Source organism: Pseudoflavonifractor intestinihominis, assembly GCF_040096055.1.
Taxonomy (GTDB): Bacteria; Bacillota; Clostridia; order Oscillospirales; family Oscillospiraceae; genus Pseudoflavonifractor; species Pseudoflavonifractor intestinihominis.
The window spans coordinates 23809-44016 of the sequence record NZ_JBBMFK010000006.1 but is presented as its reverse complement, the minus strand read 5'-3'; the positions used below and the strand labels follow the sequence as shown (position 1 = coordinate 44016).

Below are 20208 nucleotides of genomic sequence, written 5' to 3'. Positions count from 1 at the left end.
CAAAAAACGGAGCCTCCCTCCCATTGTCACGGCTCGTCCCGGAAAAAAAGATAAAATTTTTTCCCCATCGCCGTGACAATCCCGCGTCTCCCCCGTTATCCTGTACAAAGGCCGGTGACCCGGCCCATCACGCCGGCTCGCCGGCAAAAGGAGTGGATTTTTCATGAAACGCGTGCTTTCTCTCTCTCTCGCCGCCGCCCTCTTCCTCCCCCTGCTGCTGTGCAGCGGCTGCGCCCCCTTGGGCCTGTTCCGCTCCGGCGCTTCCCCCGCTCCCTCCCAGGCTCCCGTGCTCTCCCAGCCCACCGCCCAGCCCATCGTCTCCGACAACGCCCCCAAACCCGATATGCGCTACTGCCGGCAGCAGCTCAGCGGAGCGGAACTGGAGCTCTATCTCCGGGTGCTGGACGCCGTCCAGAACGCGGAGCCCACCATCACCGAGACCAGCTTTGACAGAGACACCCTGAGCCGAATGGTGGACTATGTGCGCGCCGACTACCCGGAGCTCTTCTGGCTGCTGGGTACGGACACCCTCACCACCACCATGATCGGCGGAGTCCCCACCGAGATAACCCTCACTTTCCGGTACAGCATAGACGCCGCCGACCTGCCCGCGGCCACTGCGCAGGTGGAGGCCGCCGCCCAGGAGTGTCTCAGCGGCATCGACCCCGCCTGGAGCGACTACGACAAGATCAAGGCGGTGTATGACTGGATCGTCCGCCGGACGGAGTACGACCCGGACGCCAACGACCAGAGCCTGTACACCGTCCTGGTCAGCGGCCGCGGGGTGTGCGCCGGGTACGCCAAGGCCACCCAGTACCTGCTCAACCAGCTGGGCATTCCCTGCACCTATGTGACAGGCACGGTCCGGGGCGCCGGCCACGGCTGGAACCTGGTGTGGGCGGAGGGCGCCTGGTACTATCTGGACCCCACCTGGGGCGACCCCCTCTTCTCCGACGGCGAGCAGGACCCGGACTACGTGTCTTATAACTACTTCTGCGTCACCACCGACGTGCTGTTCAGGACCCACACGCCGGACGACCTCTTCCCCCTCCCCGTGTGCACCGCCACGGCCTGCAACTACTTTGTCCGCAGCGGCCTGCTGCTGGACGGGTATGACTACGACGCCGTGCTGGAAATCCTCCGTCAGGCTGTGAACGAGAGGCGGGATGCCACGATCCGCTTCTCCTCCGCCCAGGCTCTGGAACAGGCCGACCACGCCCTGACCGGAGAGTACAAGCTCTTTGACATGCTGAAGGAGATCGACGGCGGCTCCGGCGTGCTGGACACCAGCGTGATCCACCACAGCGTGGACGAGGAGCTGAACATCTTCAACGTCTACTTCACCTTCCGGTGAGCCGACCCGACGGCACAGCGCAAGGAGCCACACATGGGAACGCAGACTATATCTCCAGGGACTGCCGCATATAAGAGGAGGTCATGTTCATGATGCTGAAACGGGAGCTGCTCCGGCTGGGGCTGTGCGCCGCCGCAGGGCTGGTCATCGGCCTGCTGTGCGCCGGACTCAAGGCCATGGTGCCCTGCGCCTTTTATGCCGTGGGCCTGTTCTACGGCATCCGCTTTGTGCTGCCCGCCCTGCTGGGCGCGCTCAAGACCTTCGCCAACGCGGGCATCCTGTCCATCGTGTTCAAAAATCCCATCGGTATCCTGGTCCTGGCCCTGCTCTGCCTGCTGGTAGTGAGCGTCATCATCGCCGTGGCCTGGGTCGCGGGGGTGGTCTTTGCCGCCATCCGGCTGTGGCGGGCCTGGCAGGCGGACCGGGCCATGGGTACCCCCTTCCAGCCCCGCTTTCCTCCCTCCGGCCGTTCCCGGCCCAAAGCCGGGAGCGGCGCCCAGTCCCCAGGCGGATGGGACGCCAGCGGATGGGACGCCAGCGGATGGGACTCCGGCGGAGACGGCGGATGGAACAGCGGCGGATGGGACGACTAAAAAACAGCAGCCCGGCAGGCCAATGGCCTGACAGGCTGCTGTTTTTGCAGGTTATAGCGTGTGTTTCAGCAGTTCATGTTGTTGTACCAAGGAAGGGACAGGCGCAAAGAGAGCCCCTGACTGCGTTGCTTACAGCCAGTCCTCCACCACGTCGCGCAGAGAGGCGGGGGTAACTGCATTGCGGGTCAGGAGCTCCATCAGCTCGTCGATCCGGGCGGCGCTGGTGGTGATGTTGGGCAGGTCCACGCGTTCGCCGTCAGACTCCGCGATGCCCACGCCGTAGCTCTCACAGGCAAAGCTGCCGCCCACCTCCATCTGGTCGATCAGGATGTAGTAATCGCAGCGGACGGCCCGCCCATCCTCGCCCTGTTCCTCCCGGGTACCTACAAACATTTCCCTCATCTTGCGTTTTCCTCCTTTGCTTTTACACACTGGCTACATTATATTGTACTATCCAATAATTAGAAAGGGTAATATTTCGCACTTTTCGACCGCCCAGCCGGTATTATGTTGCCTTCCGCTGCTATCGGTAAACCTGATTCCCGCCGCGGAGGGCGAAGGCGCGCGTTTTATGGGGATTTTTGTCGAGAAAAACTTTCCCCTTACGGTATATCTTCCCTCTTGCATCGGTATATTTTCCCGGGAAATACCGGTTACTCTCTATATAAACCCCCACTTTTATTCTATTTTTTCTATTTTTGTATATTTATATAAAATTATATAATATTAAACATTTTTGTAGAATTAAGTCATTTTAAAAGGATTTTTGACTGCAAAAAACGGCGCTTCCGCTCACACGGAAGCGCCGTTTTTTGTCTCCTATTCCGCCCTGGTGTAGAGAAGCACGCCGGCAAGCACCAACACGCCGCCCGCCGCCTGTGCCGGCCCGGGCAGCTCCCCGAACAGGGGCACTGCCAGCACGGTGGCAAACACCGGCTCGCACAGCTTGACCGCCGACACATAGGAGGGACTGAGGTATTTCAGGCTCCAGCTGAACAGGCTGTGGCCCAGCAGGGTGCACACCACCGCCAGCAGCAGGCCGATGATCCACTCCCTGGGCGGGTACCCCGCCACCGGCGTGCCGGTGAACAGGTCCAGGACCAGCAGGGTGAGAAAGCTGGACAGGTAGGTGAAGAAGGTGTACACCGTGGTGGACATGTGGCCCCGCTCCACCCGTCCGATGAGGGTGTACAGGGCCACAAACACCGCCCCGGCCAGGCTCAGCAGGTCGCCGTACAGGGCGCCGCTGCCTCCGCCGCCGTCGGACAGGGCCAGCACCACGCTGCCGCCAAAGGCCAGGGCAATGGCCGCCACCCCCAGCTTTGGAATTTTCCCTTTCAGGAAGAGCGAAAAGCCCAGGGCGCAGAAGATGACCTCGGTGCTCACCAGCACGGTGGAGCTGGCCACCGAGGTCCACCGGAGGGACTCGAACCAGCTGGCAAAGTGGAGGGCCAGCAAGGCCCCGCTGGCGGCGCAGGAGAGGATGTCCCGCCGGTTCAGCGCCTTCAGCTCTTCCCGATGCTTCAGCAGCAGCACCGGCAGCAGCAATACCACGGTCCAGCCCAGGCGGCAGGTGGCGGTGAAGAGGGAGGGCGCCTGGGACCAGCGGACAAAGAAGGAGGAAAAGGCCGCCCCCAGCACCCCCAGGAACAGCACCGCCTTGGGACTGGCGGCCAGCTTGGTCATAGGTCAACACCTGTTTCGTAAAAAATGGACGGACGCGGCTGCGTCCGTCCATTTATGATACCTTAAAATGCAGGCGCTGGCAAGGCCGCGCCAGCTCAGGGCTGGCGGAGGGTGAACAGGTTGGTGTCGGTGACGAAGTTAGACACGCTGTAGAGCACCACGGCCATGTCGATGTCGTTGTCCTTGATATACTGGGGGATGGAGTAGCGGTAGTAGCGCAGGTCGATGAGGTGGATCTCAGAGAAGTGCTGGGTCAGGAAGGGCACCAGGCTGTCGGTGTAGGAGTCCCGCAGGAGGAGGATCTTGGGGCCGTCCACGTTGGGGTTCTTGATGACGCCCAGGGACTGGTTGCCGCCCATGAAGAAGGTGTACTTGTCCTTGATGTCCAGGCGGTCCCAGTTGTACAGTGCGCCCTCCTCCGGCTCGCCGGTGAACCAGGAGGTGACCTCCACGCCGGGGTCGGGGACATAGATGTCGATGTCGTCAGGCTTGACCCAGCGGACGCCGGAGGTGGAGAACACAGTGCCGTAGAAGCTGTCGGACACGGTCTGCTTGGTGTAGCTGTCCAGGGGCACGGGCTCCATGCCCAGGGCGTTCATCAGGGAGACATAGCCGTAATAGGCGCCCAGGCTGGTCCAGTGGTGGTCGGTGCGGTAGAAGATATCCTCGTCCTTATGGTCCCACAGCTGCTGATAGCTGTCGTACCAGATGGCGTCGCTGCTGGCCTGGATGCCGTCGATGACCGCCTTCTGGTCGGCGTTGGGGGCGCCTTCGGGCAGCCGGTCGGCCCAGATGGTGGCGGCGCCGGGGATGAGAGACATGTACACCGGCACGCCTGCATTGGCCACAAACTGGTTCACATAACCCACGTTGGTGTCTACCCGCTTCTGATCCGGCTGGTCAAAACGGGTAATGAGGGTGTCCTCGTCACAGAAGTAGACACCGTTGTTCTCCTGCTTGCCCACCGCCCGCTCGGAGGAGGACTTGAGGGCCACCCAGCTGTCCCGGAGGATAAACTGGTCATTGCAGTAGGTCTCAAATTCTTTCATGAAGGTGCCGTTAAAGAAGCTTCCGCTGTTCTCCACCGGCCAGGCCAGCCTGAAATCGGAAGCGGTGAGGGTGGGCAGCTGCTGAAGGGAACGGTTCTCCAGTTCGGAGGTCTCCCGGTCGGGCGCCAGCGCGGTCGCTGTGGTCAGCACGCCCAGAAATACGCAGAACAGCGCGGTGAGGAAAATACTGTACCGTTTACTCATTCCATGGTCCTCCTGACTCAGAAGTTGAAGTAGATAAAGGGATTATAGGTGGAGTCCACCAGATAGGCGGTGCACAGCACCAGACCGGCCAGCAGCAGCACGGGGAGCACGACCTTTTCCGCCTTTTGGGAGAGTTTGTCCCACAAGACCCGGGCCAAGGGTGCCGAAGCCACGCCGCCGATGACCAGCATGGGCAGGTAGGAGCGCAGATAATAGCCAAAGGCGCTGTCCGCCAGTCCTCCGGCAGCGCCGCCGAACATGGCCTGCATATAACTTACCATCTGGCCGAAGTCCTCCAGGCCGAAGATTGCCCAGCTCACCAGCACCAGGAAGAGCGTGTACAGGTGCTGGCATGCGGCAGGCCACTTCTCAATCCACTTCAGGAGGAAGAGCTTCTCCGCGATGATGAGCACGCCAAAGTACAGTCCCCAGAGGAGGAAGTTCCAGCTGGCGCCGTGCCAGATGCCCGTCAGCCCCCACACCACCATCAGGTTAAAGCACAGTCGGAAGCGGCCCACCCGGTTGCCTCCCATGGGGATATACACATACTCCCGGAACCAGGAGCCCAGGGAAATATGCCACCGCCGCCAGAACTCCGTGATGGATCTGGAGATGTAGGGGTAATCAAAGTTGCGCAGGAACTCAAAGCCCAGCATCCGGCCCATACCCACCGCCATATCCGAGTAACCGGAGAAGTCGAAGTAGATCTGCAGCGCAAAGGCCAGCACGCCCAGCCAGGCGCCGGCCACGGTCAGCTGGCTGGAGTCCATGGCCTTATAGGTGTCCCACAGCATGCCGATGTTGTTGGCCAGCAGCACCTTTTTGGCCAGGCCCACAACAAAGACCTGCACGCCGGAGGCAAACTGCTCCACGCTCCAGCTCCGCTCGTCCACCTGATCGGCCAGTTCCTTGTACTTCAGGATGGGGCCGGCGATAAGCTGAGGGAAGAGGGTGACAAAGGTACCGAAGCGGACCAGGCTGCGCTGGGGTCTGGCGTCTCCCCGGTAGACATCCACCGGATACGTCATGGTCTGGAACGTATAGAAGGAGATTCCGATGGGCAGGCGCAGGCCAAGCTCTGGCATGAAGTTCAGACCCACAGCCGCCAGGCTGCCCGCAATAAAGTCCCAGTATTTGAAGAAGAACAGCAGGGCCAGATTGATCACGATGGCTGCCGCCACTGCTATCCTGGCCGCGCCGTCCCGCCCCTGGGCCTTAAAGCGGCCCACCAGAAGCCCGTCGGCATAGTCCACCACAATGGTAAACACCATGAGCAGAATGTAAATCGGTTCTCCCCAGCCGTAAAAAATCAGGTTGAACACCAGCAAAACCGCATTGCGCCATTTTACCGGCGAGAGATAGTGGACGAGCAGGACAACCGGAAAATAGTAGAACAAAAACAGAACACTGGAAAATACCAAACCAAACCCTCCTGCCGGATCTCGGACGGAAACGCACCCCGTCCCGCCTTTCTGTCAATAGTCTGCCCGGATTGGGCCGCCGTCACGCGTTATTTTGCGTAGGTGTTAAAGGCCTCCACCATGGCGTCGGCGTTCCCGTCGATGCAGAAGAGGATGTAATCGCCGCTGGTGACCAGCTTGTAGTTGTCCAGCAGCTTCGCGGTCTCAGGGTACTGGCTGCCGCTGCTCTGCAGAGTGGCCAGCCGGGACTCGCAGGCGGCCTTCACCGCGTCCACCCGGCCGGGGGCGCACTGGGCGATGAGAAACTCGTTGATATTGGCGCTCACCAGGGGCATCTTGGCCACAAACTCAACCAGGTCGGCGGGGTCAATGCCGTACAGGTCGGAGAGCAGGGCGGCGTCCAGGTCCATCATCTCAGGCCGCTCCAGGCCGGACACCTCGTTCCAGATGGACTGGACCACAGAGGCGGAGGGGCTCTCAGAGGGCTTCTGGCTCTCGCTGGGCGCGGGGCTCTCAGAAGGCTTCTGGCTCTCACTGGGCTTGGTGCTCTCAGTGGGCTTCTGGCTCTCGCTGGGCTTGGTGCTCTCCGCGGGCTTCTGGCTCTCGCTGGGCTGCGTGCTCTCAGAGGGCTCCGGGGTCTCGCTGGGCTGGACGCTCTCGCTGGGCTCCAGAGTTTCGCTGGGGGTGACCTCAGGCGTGGGGGTGGTGCTGGGCGTCAGGCTCTCGGTAACGGGCGGCGTGGACACAGGGGGCGTGGAGCCCGCAGCGTCGGGGCTGCCGCAGGCGGCCAGCAGGGACAGGGTCAGGGCCCCGGAGAGGGCCAGAGCGAGAAACTTCTTGTTCATATCAGATAAACTCCTTTGATCCATAATATCAAATGGGGTGTGTATCTCCCCTTTTGGGAAACCGCAGTCTTTGACGGACCCCATGGACAAAAAGTTCCCGCTCTGTGAAAAAAACTTTCCGCAAAAAGCCGCCCGCGGGGGAAGGACCCTTCTCCTCCGGGGCGGCTGTTCTGTTGGACTTGGTGTTACAGCTCCTCCACGTGGCTCCTGATCCGCTGGGTGATCATCTCCAGGGCCACCAGGTTGTGGCCGCCGTCCAGCACCACGATGTCGGCGTACTGCCGGGAGGGCTGGACAAACTGCTCGTGCATGGGCTTGACTGTGGTGAGGTACTGGTCAATGACGCTGTCCAGGCTGCGTCCCCGCTCCTTCACGTCCCGGAGGATCCGGCGGAGGATGCGCACGTCCGCATCGGTGTCCACAAAGATCTTGATGTCCATCAGGTCCCGCAGCTTCTTGTTCTCAAAAATCAGAATGCCCTCCACGATCACCACCTTGGTGGGCTTGACCTCCACCGTCTCGGTGGACCGGTTGTGGATGGTGTAGTCGTACACCGGGCAGTGGATGGTCTTGCCCGAGCAGAGGGTCTGCAGGTCCTCCACCATCAGGTCGGTGTCAAAGGCGTCTGGATGGTCGTAGTTCAGGGCGGCCCGCTCCTCATAGGTCATGTTGGGGTGGGCCTTGTAGTAGTTGTCGTGGTACACCACCGAGATGTTGCCGCCAAAGCTGTCGATGAGATGCTTGGTCAGGGTGGTCTTGCCGGAGCCGGTGCCACCGGCGATGCCGATCACCATGGTATTCATCCTGGGTTTCCCCCTTTTTTGTTATCGTCTCAGTATACCACATTCTCCGGTCCGCTGGAAAGGCGTTTTGCCCATATTTGCAGGTAATGGGTGGGAATTTCTCAGCGTCCGTCCGCCTCCAGGTTCAGCCAGCGGCACTCCTCCCGGGTGAGGGCCACCTCCAGCGCGCCGCAGTTGGCGGCGATGCGGGCCGGGTTGCCGGTGGAGAAGATGGCGTAGGCGTTCATGTCCTGGTGGAACAGCCAGGCCAGGGAGAGCTGTGCCACGGTACAGCCCTTCTCCTTGGCCAGGACCTCCGCCCGCCTCAGCCTCTCCCAGTTCTCCGGGCAGTCGTATCCCCGCCGCCCGGCGGCGTCCAGCTTGTCCGCCCGCTTGGGGTCAGCGGCGGAGATCTTGCCCGACAGCATCCCCCGGGCCAGGCTGGAGAAGGCCAGCACCGCCGTGCCGCTCTCCCGGTACCAGGCCCGTTCCCCCTCCCGGTCGGCTCCCGTCAGGGTGACGCAGCCCGCGCCGCCGCCCCAGGGGTCCCGGATCTGACAGGCCAGGCCGAAGTGAGGGGAGGACACGGTAAAGGGCTCCAGGTCGTGGGCGGCGGCGTAGTCGTTGGCCTCCTGAATCCGCTCTGCCGTCCAGTTGGACCCGCCGAAGGCCCGCAGCTTGCCCTGCTTTTTCAGATCATTGAGGGTCTCCACCAGCTCCCCCGCCTGGGCGTGATGGCTGTCCCGGTGGAGCAGGAACAGGTCGATGCACTCCACCCCCAGCCGCCGCAGGGAGGTCTCCACGTCCTTCACCAGGCAGGCCGGGGTCACCCGGTCGGGCCGCAGAGGCGTGGGATGGCAGCCCTTTGTCTCAATGACCAGCTTATCCAGGTCCCTGCCCTTCAGCCAGCGGCCCAGCAGCTCCTCGCTGCCGCCGTATACATGGGCGGTGTCAAAGGCATTGACGCCCGCGTCCACCGCCGCGTCCAGCACAGCGGTGTCCTTCAGGTCCGCGCAGCCCAGCACCAGCCGGGACACGGGCTTGTCCAGCCCGGAAATGGTTCCGTATTTCATGGTATTCCTCCCGTTTCTCTTGTTTGCTCAGCCGCTCTCCTTGCGCACCAGCCGCCAGGTGATGGACTGGGACTGGACCTGCCGTCCGGCCATCCGCTCCAGCAGCAGCTCGGCGGCCATACCGCCCAGCCTGTGCGCCTCATGGGCCAGAGAGGTGATGCGCACCGGGCACAGGTCGCTGTAATAGCTGTTGTCAAAGCTGACCACTGCCGTGTCCGCAGGGATCTTGTGTCCGGTGCTCAGGAGCATGCGGATGAGCCGGTCGGCGATCTCGTCGTTGTAGCAGATGACTGCCGTGCAGTCCTTGAGGTAAAATTGGGTAAAGTGTTTCAGCAAGTCGTTGTGTCCGTAGTCCAGCAGGTAGCGCCGTTCCTCGGTGGTGTACCACAGGACCCGGTCGTCCGGTAGAGGCAATCCGGCGTCCCGCATGGCGGCCAGGTAGCCCAGATACCGCTGGTGGCCCTGGATGTCGTCGCTCTTGAAGATGCCGGCGATCTTGGTGTGGCCCCGGGCGATGAGATGGCGGGCCAGCTGATACCCGCCGCCGAAGTTGTCGTCCGATACGCACACCGCCCCCGGCAGCGCCCCGTAGCTGCCGTGGATGAACACCACCGGGATGCCCGCCAGGTCCAGCTTCTCGTACAGGTCCAGGTTGGGGTTGGGCAGAGCGGTCTTGGATCCCTCCACGATCAGCCCGCCCACCGGCTGGTGAAGCAGGCCCTGGAGGATGTCCCGCTCGTTGGACACCTTGTTCTGCGTGGAGTAGAGGAGGGTGGAGTAGTTTTTCCGGCTGAGCACCGCCTGGATGTCCTGGAGGACCGTGGGAAAGATGTAGTCGTTTAAATAGGATGTGACCACCGCGATCCGGTCGCTGCCGCCGGAGCGGCCCCGGTCCAGCACCCGGGACCCGCTGCCTTGCCGCTTCTCGATGAGTCCCAGCTCCACCAGCTTGTCCAACGCCTGCCGCACCGTCTGGCGGCTGACCGAGTAGATTTGGGTCAGCTCCTGCTCGGTGGGCAGCTTGTCCGGGAAGGTGCCCCGGGCGATTTCCGCCTGAAGCTGAGCCGCCAGCTGAAGATATTTAAAGGCCATAGCGCCGCCCCCTCTCTGTACAGATCAGATATGTTTTTGCTCAAAAATCAATACAAATTCCGTTCTTTTTCTCTTCTCATCCCTTCTTATTTTTCTTTATTTTTTCATTTATTATATCATAATAAATGAAATTATCAACTATAGTCCATATATTTTTTATATTGTATTTCTTTTTATAACTTTTCTAAAATTTATATTGTTTCATTGACCATAAAACATTTTCTTCAAGACAAATATATTGTAAAACCCCCTGCCGTCTGATACCGTATACTCAGCAAATGGTACGGCCGTAGCAAATTCCTGTCCGTCCTGCCGGCGAAGGCGCACCGCTGGCGGCACCACCACATGGGCTATTATTTTAGGGGAGGTTTTCCGGAATGAAAAAGGAAGCACTCTGGCGGGGTCTGACGTCAGTGCTGGCAGTCCTGCTGGCATTTCTGTTTGTCATGACAAACGTGGCCTGGGGGTATGAAAACCTGATCAACTCGGCCCTGAACGTCACCACCCGCAAGGCCGTGGAGTCGGAATCCAGCTCCACGGTGGACACCGCTTTTTACAAGAGCGACTACGGCGATGTCAACCACCTGACGGAGGAGGACCTTGACCGCCTGAACGCGGACGAGGACGCCTTCATCGTCCAGGAGATGGAAGAGGGCGCGGTTCTGCTAAAGAACGACAACAACGCGCTTCCTCTGGCGCAGGACGAGCGCCGGGTCACCCTGTTCGGCAGCGGGTCCGCCAAGCCGCTGTATCACGGAAACTCCGGCGGCGGCGACAACGATCCCAGCCGGGAGGTTAGCTTCTATCAGGCGCTCAAGGACGAGGGCTTCACCATCAACGAGGCCCTCTATCAGGCCTACCTGAACAGCCCCACCACCCGAAAAATCGTGGTCACCAACGAGCAGTCCGCCGGCACCTACGGCGGCACGGACTCCTGGTCCATCGGCGAAGAGCCTATCTCCTTCTATACCGACGAACTGAAATCCACCTTCTCCGACTACAACGACGTGGCCATCGTAGTCCTCACAAGGGCCTGCGGCGAGGACAGCGACCTGCCCACCTCCGACGAGGACGGCGTCAGCTACCTCTCCCTCCACCAGGATGAGAAGGACATGCTGAACATGATCTACCAGTCCGGCCAGTTCGACAAGATCATCCTCATCAACAACAGCCCCAACCCGCTGGAACTGGGATGGCTGGACGAATACCACGTGGACGCCTGCCTGTGGATCGGGAACCCCGGCCTGGTGGGCTTCCGTGGGGTGGTCAACCTGCTCACCGGGGCGGCCAATCCCTCCGGCCGTCTGGTGGACACCTACGCCGCCAGCTCCCTCTCCGCCCCCTCCGTGCAGAATTACGGCAGCTTTACCTTTGAAAACAGCACCGAGATCACGGATTACTGCGCGGACGACGGCAAGTATGTCACCCACTACATGGTGTACGCTGAGGGCATCTATGTGGGCTACAAGTACTATGAGACCCGCTATGAAGACTGTGTCCTGGGGCAGGGCGGTGCGTCCAGCGGTTCGGGCGTGTTCGCCTCTCAGAACGGTGCCTGGAGCTACGCGGATGAGGTCGTCTATCCCTTCGGCTACGGATTGAGCTACACCACCTTCCAGCAGACCCTGGACAGCGTGACAGAGGCGGACGGCACCTTCACCGTCAGCGTGACCGTGACAAACACCGGCGACACCGCCGGAAAAGACGTGGTGCAGGTCTACGCCCAGACGCCCTACACGGACTACGACCGGGAGAACCTGGTGGAGAAATCCGCCATCCAGCTGCTGGGCTTCGGCAAGACCGGCCTGCTGGAGCCCGGCCAGTCTGAGCCGGTCACCGTGACGTGTGACAAGTATCTGCTGGCCAGCTACGACTACACTAACGCAAAGGGCTACATTCTGGACGCGGGGGACTACTACCTCGCCATCGGCAGCGACGCCCACGACGCGCTGAACAATGTCCTGGCGGCCAAGGGCGCCGACGGCCTGGTGGACCAGGACGGCGAAAGCGTCCCCGGTGACGCCGGAAAGACCTACACCTGGAGTCAGGCCCAACTGGATACGGAGACCTACAAATACTCTCTCCAGACCGGCGTACAGGTCACCAATCAGCTGGACGACGCGGACCTCAATCACTGGATCGATAACAGCGTGACCTACCTGACCCGCCAGGACTGGGAGGGCACCTTCCCCCAGCCGGTAACCGGTCTGACCGCCACTGAGGACATGATCCGGGAGCTGGACGGCCACCTCTACGAGACGCCTGACGACGCCCCCTCCATCCGCTCCTTCACCATGGGAGCGGACAACGGCATCACCTTTGTGGACATGAAGGACGAGACCTACGACAGCCCCGTGTGGGACGAATTCCTGGACCAGCTTACCCTGGACGATATGGTCTCCATCATCGATGAGACCTGGTCCTCCCCCGCTGTGGACAAGGTCAACAAGCCGGAATCCCGCAATCAGGACGGCCCCGGCGGCGTCAGCGGCCCCTACCTCCAGGGCGACCAGACCGCCACGCCCACCGCCTATGTGGGCCAGTCCCTGGCAGCCGCCACCTGGAACCTGGACATGCTGGCCAAACGTGGCAGCTTCCTGGCTGAGGACGCCATCTTCGCAGGCGTTTCCCACCTCTGGGCCCCCGGCGGAGACATGCACCGCACCCCCTTCTCCGGCCGGAATTTTGAGTACTACTCCGAGGACGCCGTTCTGGCCTACCTCTGCTCAGCCAGCGAGACCGCGGCCATGCAGGTCAAGGGCCTGTGCGCCAGCATCAAGCACTTTGTGGGCAACGACCAGGAGACCAACCGTCACGACCTGGCCACCTTTATGACCGAGCAGACCGCCCGGGAGATCTATCTGAAGGCCTTTGAGGGCGCCTTCACCAAGGGCGGCGCCCTGGGCACCATGACCTCCTATAACCGCATGGGCTGCACCTACGTGGGCCACAGCGCCGCGCTGCAGCGGGAGATCCTCCGTTCCGAGTGGGGATTCCAGGGCGTCATCATCTCCGACGCCGCCATGAACAACTACCAGCACGCCCTGGAGGGCCTGGTAGGCGGCACCGACTTCTGGTGTATGTCCGGCTTCTACAACATGGTGGTTCCCGGCGCTGAGCTGCGGAATGTAGAGCTGAAAAATTACATCGAAGCCAACGACGACGGCTACCTGCTGGGCCTGCTGCGGGAGGCAAACCACAATTTCTACTACGCCTTTGTCCACACCAACCTGATCAACGGCCTGAATCCCGACACCACCTTTGTTACTGTCTACCCCTGGTGGAAAACCGTTATCATTGCCGCGGACTGCACTGTCGGCGTGCTCACTGCGGCGGCCTGCGCGCTGTATGCCTCCGCCCTTCTCCGCAAAAAGCGGAGCGCCGGAATCCAGTGACATTCCCTGTCAATCTGTCTGAAATGTGGGGTGCATTATGAAAGAATTCTTCAAAAACAGAACCGCAGGCTCTTTTGTGGGGCTCTTTGCCGCCGTGCTGGCCATTGTCACCGCCTTAGCCCTGCTGATCTACGGCCAGTCCGTCGGTGATTTCCTACCCGCCGCCTTTCTCCTTCTCCTGGCCGGTGCCGTCTGCGCCGGGGCGGCCTGGGCCACCGGTCTTCCCTTCCTGCCCATTGCCCCCGGCGTGTGCTACGTGCTGGCCTTCGGCCTCTACCTGAAGCGGGAACTGATGACCATGTCCAATTATTTCAACCAGATCGCCATCGGCAACTCCGGAAGTTCCTTCCAGATGATTATAACCTTCCTGGGCCTGATGATGGCTGCCGCGGTGCTGGCCACGGTGTCCAGCTGCTTCCGCCAAAAAAAGGCCTAAGCCGTCCCTGTCCGACCCGGCCGGAGCTTCTGCCGGTCGGGTCGGAGTCTCAAATATGGAGGTCTCATTATGTCAACTTTCTCCCTGAATTCCGGCTGGCTGGTGGCCCACCTGGGCGAGGAGGACAAGGCCATTCCCGTCAGCCTCCCCCACGACGCCATGCTCTCCGAGCCCCGCACAGCGGAGTCGGCGGGCGGCACCAACACGGGCTGGTTCCAGGGCCGGGACTACGTCTATGAAAAGGTCTTTGAAGCCCCGGCAGAGTGGGCGGACCGGGACGTATATCTGGAGTTCGAGGGCGTCTACCGCAACGCCGAGGTGTGGCTCAACAGCGAGCAGATCGCCTTCCACGCCTACGGCTACACCGGCTTCTACGTCCCGCTGACCGGCAAGGTACGGCTGGGAGAAGAGAACCTGCTCCGGGTCATTGCCCGCAACGCCGACCAGCCCAACTCCCGCTGGTACTCCGGCGCGGGCATCTACCGCCCGGTATGGCTCCATGTCCTCCCCAAAGCTCACATCGGCCTCGACGGCCTGAAGATCCAGACGCTGGACCATGTCCACCCCACTGTACGGGTGTCCCTGGCCCTGTCCTGCCCCGGCAACGTCCAGGTCGCCATTCTGGACGGGGACCGGGAGCTCGCCCGCACCGAGTGCAGCTGCAATCCCGGCGGCGCGGTGGACGTCCCCCTCCCCGGCGCGGAGCTGTGGAGCCCGGACCACCCCAAGTGCTACACCTGCCGGGCAGTCTTCGGCGAGGATGTGCGGGAGGAGTCCTTCGGCATCCGCACCGTCGCCTGCGACAGCAGGCAGGGCTTGTGCATCAACGGCGAGCGAGTCATCCTCCGGGGCGCCTGCATCCACCACGACAACGGCATTCTGGGGGCAGTCACCCTCCCCGAGGCGGAGGAGCGGAAGGTGCGCCTGCTGAAACAGGCGGGCTATAACGCCATCCGCTGTGCCCACAACCCCTGCTCCAAGGCCCTGCTGGACGCCTGCGACACGCTGGGCATGCTGGTGCTGGACGAGTACGCCGACATGTGGTACATCCACAAGACCCGGTATGACTACGCCTCCCACATGCCGGACAACTGGAAAAATGACCTGCGGGACCTGGTGGGCAAGGACTTCAACCACCCCAGCGTGGTCATGTACTCCATCGGCAACGAGGTGTCCGAAACCGCCCAGAAGCGTAGCATTGAGCTGACCGGGCAGATGACGGAGTACCTCCACCAGCTGGACGACCGCCCTGTGACCTGCGGCATCAACATCTTCTTCAACTTCCTCAGCTCCATGGGCTTGGGCGTGTACAGCGACAAGAAGGCAGAGCAGGAGGCGGCCAAGGCGGAGCGGCGCAAAAGCGCCCCGGCGAAGAAGAAGGCCGTGGGCAGCGAGTTCTTCAACAACCTGGCCGGTCTGCTGGGCGCGGACTTCATGAAATTCGGCGCCACCCTCCACGGCAGCGACGTCAGGACCCGGGACTCCTTTGCCAGGCTGGACGTAGCCGGGTACAACTACGGAGAAAAGCGCTATCTGCGGGACCTGAAGAAGTACCCCCAGCGGGTCATTCTGGGCAGCGAGACCTTCTGTGCCGACGCGGCCCGGTTCTGGGACATGGCCAAGGAGTACCCGGCCCTCATCGGCGACTTTGTGTGGACGGGCATGGACTATCTGGGCGAGGTGGGCCTGGGGGCCATGGAGTATAAGAGCTACGCCCCTGACTTTGACCACGGCCCCGGCTGGATCGCCGCTGGCGTGGGCGTGCTGGACCTGACCGGCGCACCCACCGGCCAGACCGCCTATACCCAGGTGGCCTTTGAGCTGTCTCCCATCCGCATCGGCGTGGTCCCCGCCGACCACGCCTTCGAGCCCCACTCTCCTTCTGCCTGGCGCATGAGCAACACCCATGAGACCTGGGCCTGGAACGGCTGTGAGGGCAAGGAGACACGGGTGGAGGTCTACGCCCGGGGCGCCAAAGTGGCCCTGATCCTCAACGGCAGGCCCATGGGAGAGAAGCGGCTGGACCGGGACAGCCGGGCGGCCTTCCGGGTGGCCTGGCAGCCGGGGGAGCTGACCGCCGTGGTCTACAGCTCCGACGGTGCCGAGCTAGGCCGCACCAGCCTCTCCAGCGCCGGAGAGGAGACCTGTCTCGCCGTGGAGCCAGAGCAGGCTCAGGTGACAGCCGGAGGGCTATGCTATATCCGCCTGAGATATACGGACGAAAAGGGCAGCCTCAAGCCCCTGGCCCGCGGGGAAATCCATGTGGCGGTGAAGGGCGGCGAGCTGCTGGCCCTGGGCAGCGCCTGCCCCTACAATGAGCGGGGCTACCTGACTGACACCACCGACACCTACTACGGCCAGGCTCTGGCCATTGTCCGTGCGGACGGGACCGGTACCATTACGGTCCGGGCCGACAGCCCCTACGGCAGCGCCCAGGCCAGCGTGCCCTGCCGGGAGGAGGGCGGCAGATGAGCGGCAGCGTAAAAAAGCTGGGCCAGTCCGGCCCCATCCGCAAGCTGTTGGATCTGTGGCACAGGCACCCCAAAATTGCCCAGTTCATCACCTATTTCCTGGTGGGCAATCTGGCCACTCTGGTACAGGTGGTACTCATCCCGGTGCTCCAGCCCGTCTTTGAGGCCACCGGGCTGGTGGACGTGGACCTGCACCTGTTCGGGCCCATCGGCGACCCGGCGGCTGTCACCACCGTAACGGTGGCCGGGGAGACCGTCACCGGCCTCAATCCCTACTACGTATTCAACTTCACCGCCGGACCGGTGAACACCCTGGTGCACACCACCCTCAACGGCATCACCGGCGACTACCTGGCCCACGGCGGTCTGGCCTACTTTCTGGCCACCTTCATCCCCCTGATCCTCTCCCAGGTGGTGAGCTTCTTCATGCAGCGGAAGGTCACCTTCAAGTCCGACGGCAACGTGGCCTGGCAGGCCATGTGGTACTTTCTGGCCTTCTGTGTCATCACCGTGGGGGCCAACGCCCTGTACGGCGTGTACCAGCCCTGGCTCTACAGCACCATCGGCGAGGGGCCCGGCGGCCTGGTGGCCGCCTTCCTCCAGTGCTGCATCGCCTTCTGGGTGTTCTTCCCCATCATGAAAATCATCTTTCCTGAGAGCAAATCCCAGAGCTGACCCTGCACAGGCCAGCGTAAAGGAGCCATTTCTATGGAACAGGAGGCAATGGCCCGGGCCGTCCTCAGCGGCGGCACGGCGCTTGGCATTGAATTGGGTTCCACCCGCATCAAAGCGGTCCTCATCGGGCCCGACCACGCCCCACTGGCCTCCGGCGCATACAGCTGGGAGAGCCGCCTGGAAAACGGGCTGTGGACCTACCATCTGGACGACATGTGGCAGGGTATCCAGGCTGCCTACGCCCAGATGGCCGCCCAGATCAGGGCGCGGTACGGCGTCACCCTGCGCCGTCCGGGCGCTCTGGGTGTGTCCGCCATGATGCACGGATACCTGCCCTTTGACCGGCAGGGCCGCCAACTGACGGCTTTCCGCACCTGGCGCAACACCAAGACCGCCCAGGCGGCGGAGGAGCTGACCGGCTGTCTGGGCTTCAACATCCCCCAGCGGTGGAGCGCCGCCCACCTGTACCAGGCGGTGCTGGACAGCGAGCCCCACGTGGCACATCTGGACTTTCTCACCACCCTGGCCGGCTACGTCCACTGGCAGCTCACCGGGGAGAAGGTGCTGGGGGTGGGAGACGCCTCCGGCATGTTCCCCATCGATCCGGACGCCGTGGACTACGACCAGGACATGCTGGATCGGTTCGACGGCCTGCTCCAGGCCCACGGCCACAGTTTTACACTGCGGCAGGTGCTGCCCAGAGTGCTCCTGGCAGGGACCGCAGCGGGCACTCTAACCGCTGCCGGCGCCCGGCTGCTGGACCCCACCGGCACACTGGAGCCCGGCGTGCCCTGCTGTCCCCCGGAGGGGGACGCAGGCACCGGCATGGTTGCCACCAACAGCGTGGCCCCCAGGACGGGGAATGTGTCCGCTGGCACCTCCCTGTTCGCCATGGTGGTGCTGGAGCGGCCCCTGACCAGGGTCTACCCGGAGATCGACCTGGTGGCCACCCCGTCGGGGGCCCCGGCGGCCATGGTCCACTGCAACACCTGCACCTCCGACCTGGACGCCTGGGTCCGTCTGCTGGGCGAGACGGCGGCCGCCGCCGGCGCCCGGCTGGACACCACCGGGCTGTACACCCTGCTCTACCGCAAGGCCCTGGAGGGCGACCCGGACTGCGGCGGCCTGACCGCCTGCAACTACTACTCCGGCGAGCCGGTGACCGGTCTGACCGGCGGCCGGCCTCTGCTGGTGCGCCGCCCGGACAGCCGCCTGACCCTGGCCAACCTGATGCGGGCCCACCTCTGGGCCGCCATGGCCACCCTGAAGCTGGGCATGGACATTCTCACCGGCCCGGAGCAGGTGGCCCTGGACCGGCTCAACGGCCACGGCGGACTGTTCAAGGTGGAGGGCGTGGCCCAGCGGCTGATGGCGGGCGCGCTGGACGTGCCGGTGGCGGTGATGGAGACGGCGGGCGAGGGCGGCCCCTGGGGCATGGCCCTGCTGGCCGCCTACGCGGTGAACAGAGCACCCGGCGAGACCCTGGCGGACTACCTGTCCCAGCGGGTGTTCTCCAATGTCCGGGAGCGCTGCATGATGCCCGTTCCGGAGGACCGGGCGGGGTTCGCCGTCTTTCTGGACCGGTACTGTGCCGCTCTGGCGGTGGAGCGCGCCGCCGTAAACGCGTTGTGAATAAAGGAGTCAACAGCATGAGCATGCATGATTATGAGTTCTGGTTCGTGGTGGGCAGTCAGTTCCTCTACGGCGCGGAGGTGCTGGAGACCGTGGCCGCCCGGGCCTCCGAGATGGCCGCCGCCCTCAGCGCCGCCGGGCGCCTCCCCTGCCCCCTGGTGTACAAGGCCACCGCCAAGACCTGCGGTGAGATCACCGACCTGGTCCGGGAGGCCAACCACGACCCCCGCTGCGCCGGTATCGTGGCCTGGTGCCACACCTTCAGCCCCTCCAAGATGTGGATCAACGGGCTGGTGGACCTGCGCAAGCCCTACTGCCATCTGGCCACCCAGTACAACCGGGACATCCCCAACGAAGAGATCGACATGGACTTCATGAACCTGAACCAGGCCGCCCACGGGGACCGGGAGCACGGCTTTCTGGGCGCCCGGCTCCGCCTGCCCCGGAAGGTCATCGCCGGCTACTGGCGGGACGAGGCCGTCCAGCGCCGCCTGGGAGACTGGATGCGCGCCGCCGTGGGCGTGGCCTTCTCCCGCTCGCTGAAGGTGATGCGCTTCGGCGACAACATGCGGGAGGTGGCAGTCACAGAAGGCGACAAGGTGGAGGCCCAGATCAAGCTGGGCTGGCAGGTGAACACCTGGCCGGTGGGCCGTCTGGTGGAGACCATGGACGCCGTCACCGACGGGCAGATCGATGCCCTGGTGGAGGAGTACCGGCAGAATTACGACCTGAACCCCGACGACCTGGAGGTCATCCGCTACCAGGCCCGGGAGGAGCTGGCCATGAAGGCCATGCTGGACGGCGAAGGCTGCAGGGCCTTCTCCAACAACTTCCAGGATCTGTACGGCATGCGCCAGCTGCCCGGCCTGGCCACCCAGCACCTGATGGCCCAGGGCTACGGGTACGGCGGCGAAGGCGACTGGAAGGTGGCGGCCATGACCGCCATCCTCAAGGCCATGAGCGAGGGCCAGACCGGCGGCACCGCCTTTATGGAGGACTACACCTACCACCTGGAGCTGGGCAACCAGTACAGCCTGGGCGCCCACATGCTGGAGGTGTGCCCCTCGGTGGCGGCGGCGCGGCCCCGCATCGAGGTCCACCCCCTGGGCATCGGCGACCGGGAGCCCCCCGCCCGGCTGGTGTTTGAGGGCCACGCGGGCAAGGCCATTGTGGTCAGCCTGATAGATATGGGAGGCCGTCTCCGGCTCATCTGCCAGGATATCCACTGCGTCAAGCCCATCTTCCCCATGCCCAACCTGCCGGTGGCCCGGGTGATGTGGCAGCCCCTCCCCGACCTGACCACCGGCGTGGAGTGCTGGATTACCGCAGGCGGCGCCCACCACACCGTCCTCAGCTACGACGTGACCGCCGGGCAGATGAGGGACTGGGCCAGGATGATGGACATCGAGTTCGTCCACATCACCGCAGGCACCACGCCGGAGCGTCTGGAGCACGACCTCTTCCTCTCCGACCTGGCCTGGAAGCTGAGAGGGCGGTGAG

The 20208-nt window shown here is 63.0% G+C and carries 16 protein-coding genes; 8 read left to right on the top strand and 8 right to left on the bottom strand.

Annotated features, from left to right (window positions below; all coding sequences use genetic code 11):
- Positions 1-163 precede the first annotated feature (163 nt).
- Together WMO64_RS05215 and WMO64_RS05210 are read left to right on the top strand one after the other, a co-directional pair.
- The gene (locus WMO64_RS05215) at positions 164-1354 is read left to right on the top strand and encodes a transglutaminase domain-containing protein (protein WP_349231241.1); all 1191 of its coding nucleotides are present in this window, start codon (positions 164-166) and stop codon (positions 1352-1354) included.
- A gap of 89 nt (positions 1355-1443) precedes the next feature.
- A complete protein-coding gene (locus tag WMO64_RS05210; protein ID WP_294517456.1) occupies positions 1444-1947 on the top strand; it encodes a hypothetical protein in 504 nt (167 codons plus the stop codon).
- Positions 1948-2076: 129 nt separating this feature from the next.
- Here WMO64_RS05210 and WMO64_RS05205 read toward each other — a convergent pair whose 3' ends face one another.
- From WMO64_RS05205 to WMO64_RS05170, 8 genes are all read right to left on the bottom strand, one after another.
- Positions 2077-2349 carry a DUF6514 family protein gene (locus WMO64_RS05205; protein WP_349231240.1) on the bottom strand — a complete coding sequence of 91 codons (273 nt, stop codon included), beginning with the start codon at positions 2347-2349 and terminating at the stop codon, positions 2077-2079.
- A gap of 417 nt (positions 2350-2766) precedes the next feature.
- Positions 2767-3633 (bottom strand): DMT family transporter, encoded by an 867-nt coding sequence (locus WMO64_RS05200; protein ID WP_349231239.1) that lies wholly within the window; start codon positions 3631-3633, stop codon positions 2767-2769.
- A gap of 95 nt (positions 3634-3728) precedes the next feature.
- Positions 3729-4886 (bottom strand): DHHW family protein, encoded by a 1158-nt coding sequence (locus WMO64_RS05195; protein ID WP_349231238.1) that lies wholly within the window; start codon positions 4884-4886, stop codon positions 3729-3731.
- Between the two features lie 17 nt (positions 4887-4903).
- Positions 4904-6307 (bottom strand): MBOAT family O-acyltransferase, encoded by a 1404-nt coding sequence (locus WMO64_RS05190; protein WP_349231237.1) that lies wholly within the window; start codon positions 6305-6307, stop codon positions 4904-4906.
- A gap of 89 nt (positions 6308-6396) precedes the next feature.
- Entirely contained in the window at positions 6397-7152 is a 756-nt protein-coding gene (locus tag WMO64_RS05185; RefSeq protein ID WP_349231236.1) for a DUF4358 domain-containing protein, read from the bottom strand.
- A 185-nt stretch (positions 7153-7337) separates the two neighbouring features.
- Positions 7338-7955, bottom strand: coding sequence for a uridine kinase (udk, locus tag WMO64_RS05180; protein WP_294517471.1), 618 nt, complete (start codon positions 7953-7955; stop codon positions 7338-7340).
- A gap of 101 nt (positions 7956-8056) precedes the next feature.
- On the bottom strand, positions 8057-9007 hold the full coding sequence (locus WMO64_RS05175; protein WP_294517473.1) for an aldo/keto reductase: 951 nt from the start codon (positions 9005-9007) through the stop codon (positions 8057-8059).
- Positions 9008-9034: 27 nt separating this feature from the next.
- Positions 9035-10099, bottom strand: a complete 1065-nt coding sequence (locus WMO64_RS05170) for a GntR family transcriptional regulator (protein WP_294517475.1) — start codon at positions 10097-10099, stop codon at positions 9035-9037.
- A 377-nt stretch (positions 10100-10476) separates the two neighbouring features.
- Here WMO64_RS05170 and WMO64_RS05165 point away from each other — a divergent pair, with 377 nt between their 5' ends.
- From WMO64_RS05165 to araA, 6 genes are all read left to right on the top strand, one after another.
- On the top strand, positions 10477-13494 hold the full coding sequence (locus WMO64_RS05165) for a glycoside hydrolase family 3 protein (protein WP_349231235.1): 3018 nt from the start codon (positions 10477-10479) through the stop codon (positions 13492-13494).
- 37 nt (positions 13495-13531) lie between these two features.
- Positions 13532-13930: a hypothetical protein gene (locus WMO64_RS05160; protein WP_294517482.1), complete on the top strand. Its 399-nt coding sequence runs from the start codon at positions 13532-13534 to the stop codon at positions 13928-13930.
- A 69-nt stretch (positions 13931-13999) separates the two neighbouring features.
- Positions 14000-16402, top strand: coding sequence for a glycoside hydrolase family 2 TIM barrel-domain containing protein (locus tag WMO64_RS05155; RefSeq protein ID WP_349231234.1), 2403 nt, complete (start codon positions 14000-14002; stop codon positions 16400-16402).
- The gene (locus tag WMO64_RS05150) at positions 16399-17076 is read left to right on the top strand and encodes a GtrA family protein (protein ID WP_349231233.1); all 678 of its coding nucleotides are present in this window, start codon (positions 16399-16401) and stop codon (positions 17074-17076) included. Before WMO64_RS05155 ends, WMO64_RS05150 begins: the two co-directional genes overlap by 4 nt.
- Positions 17077-17109: 33 nt before the next feature.
- Entirely contained in the window at positions 17110-18708 is a 1599-nt protein-coding gene (locus tag WMO64_RS05145; RefSeq protein WP_349231232.1) for a xylulokinase, read from the top strand.
- Between the two features lie 17 nt (positions 18709-18725).
- Positions 18726-20207 carry an L-arabinose isomerase gene (gene araA, locus WMO64_RS05140; protein ID WP_349231231.1) on the top strand — a complete coding sequence of 494 codons (1482 nt, stop codon included), beginning with the start codon at positions 18726-18728 and terminating at the stop codon, positions 20205-20207.
- The last annotated feature ends 1 nt before the right edge of the window (position 20208 follow it).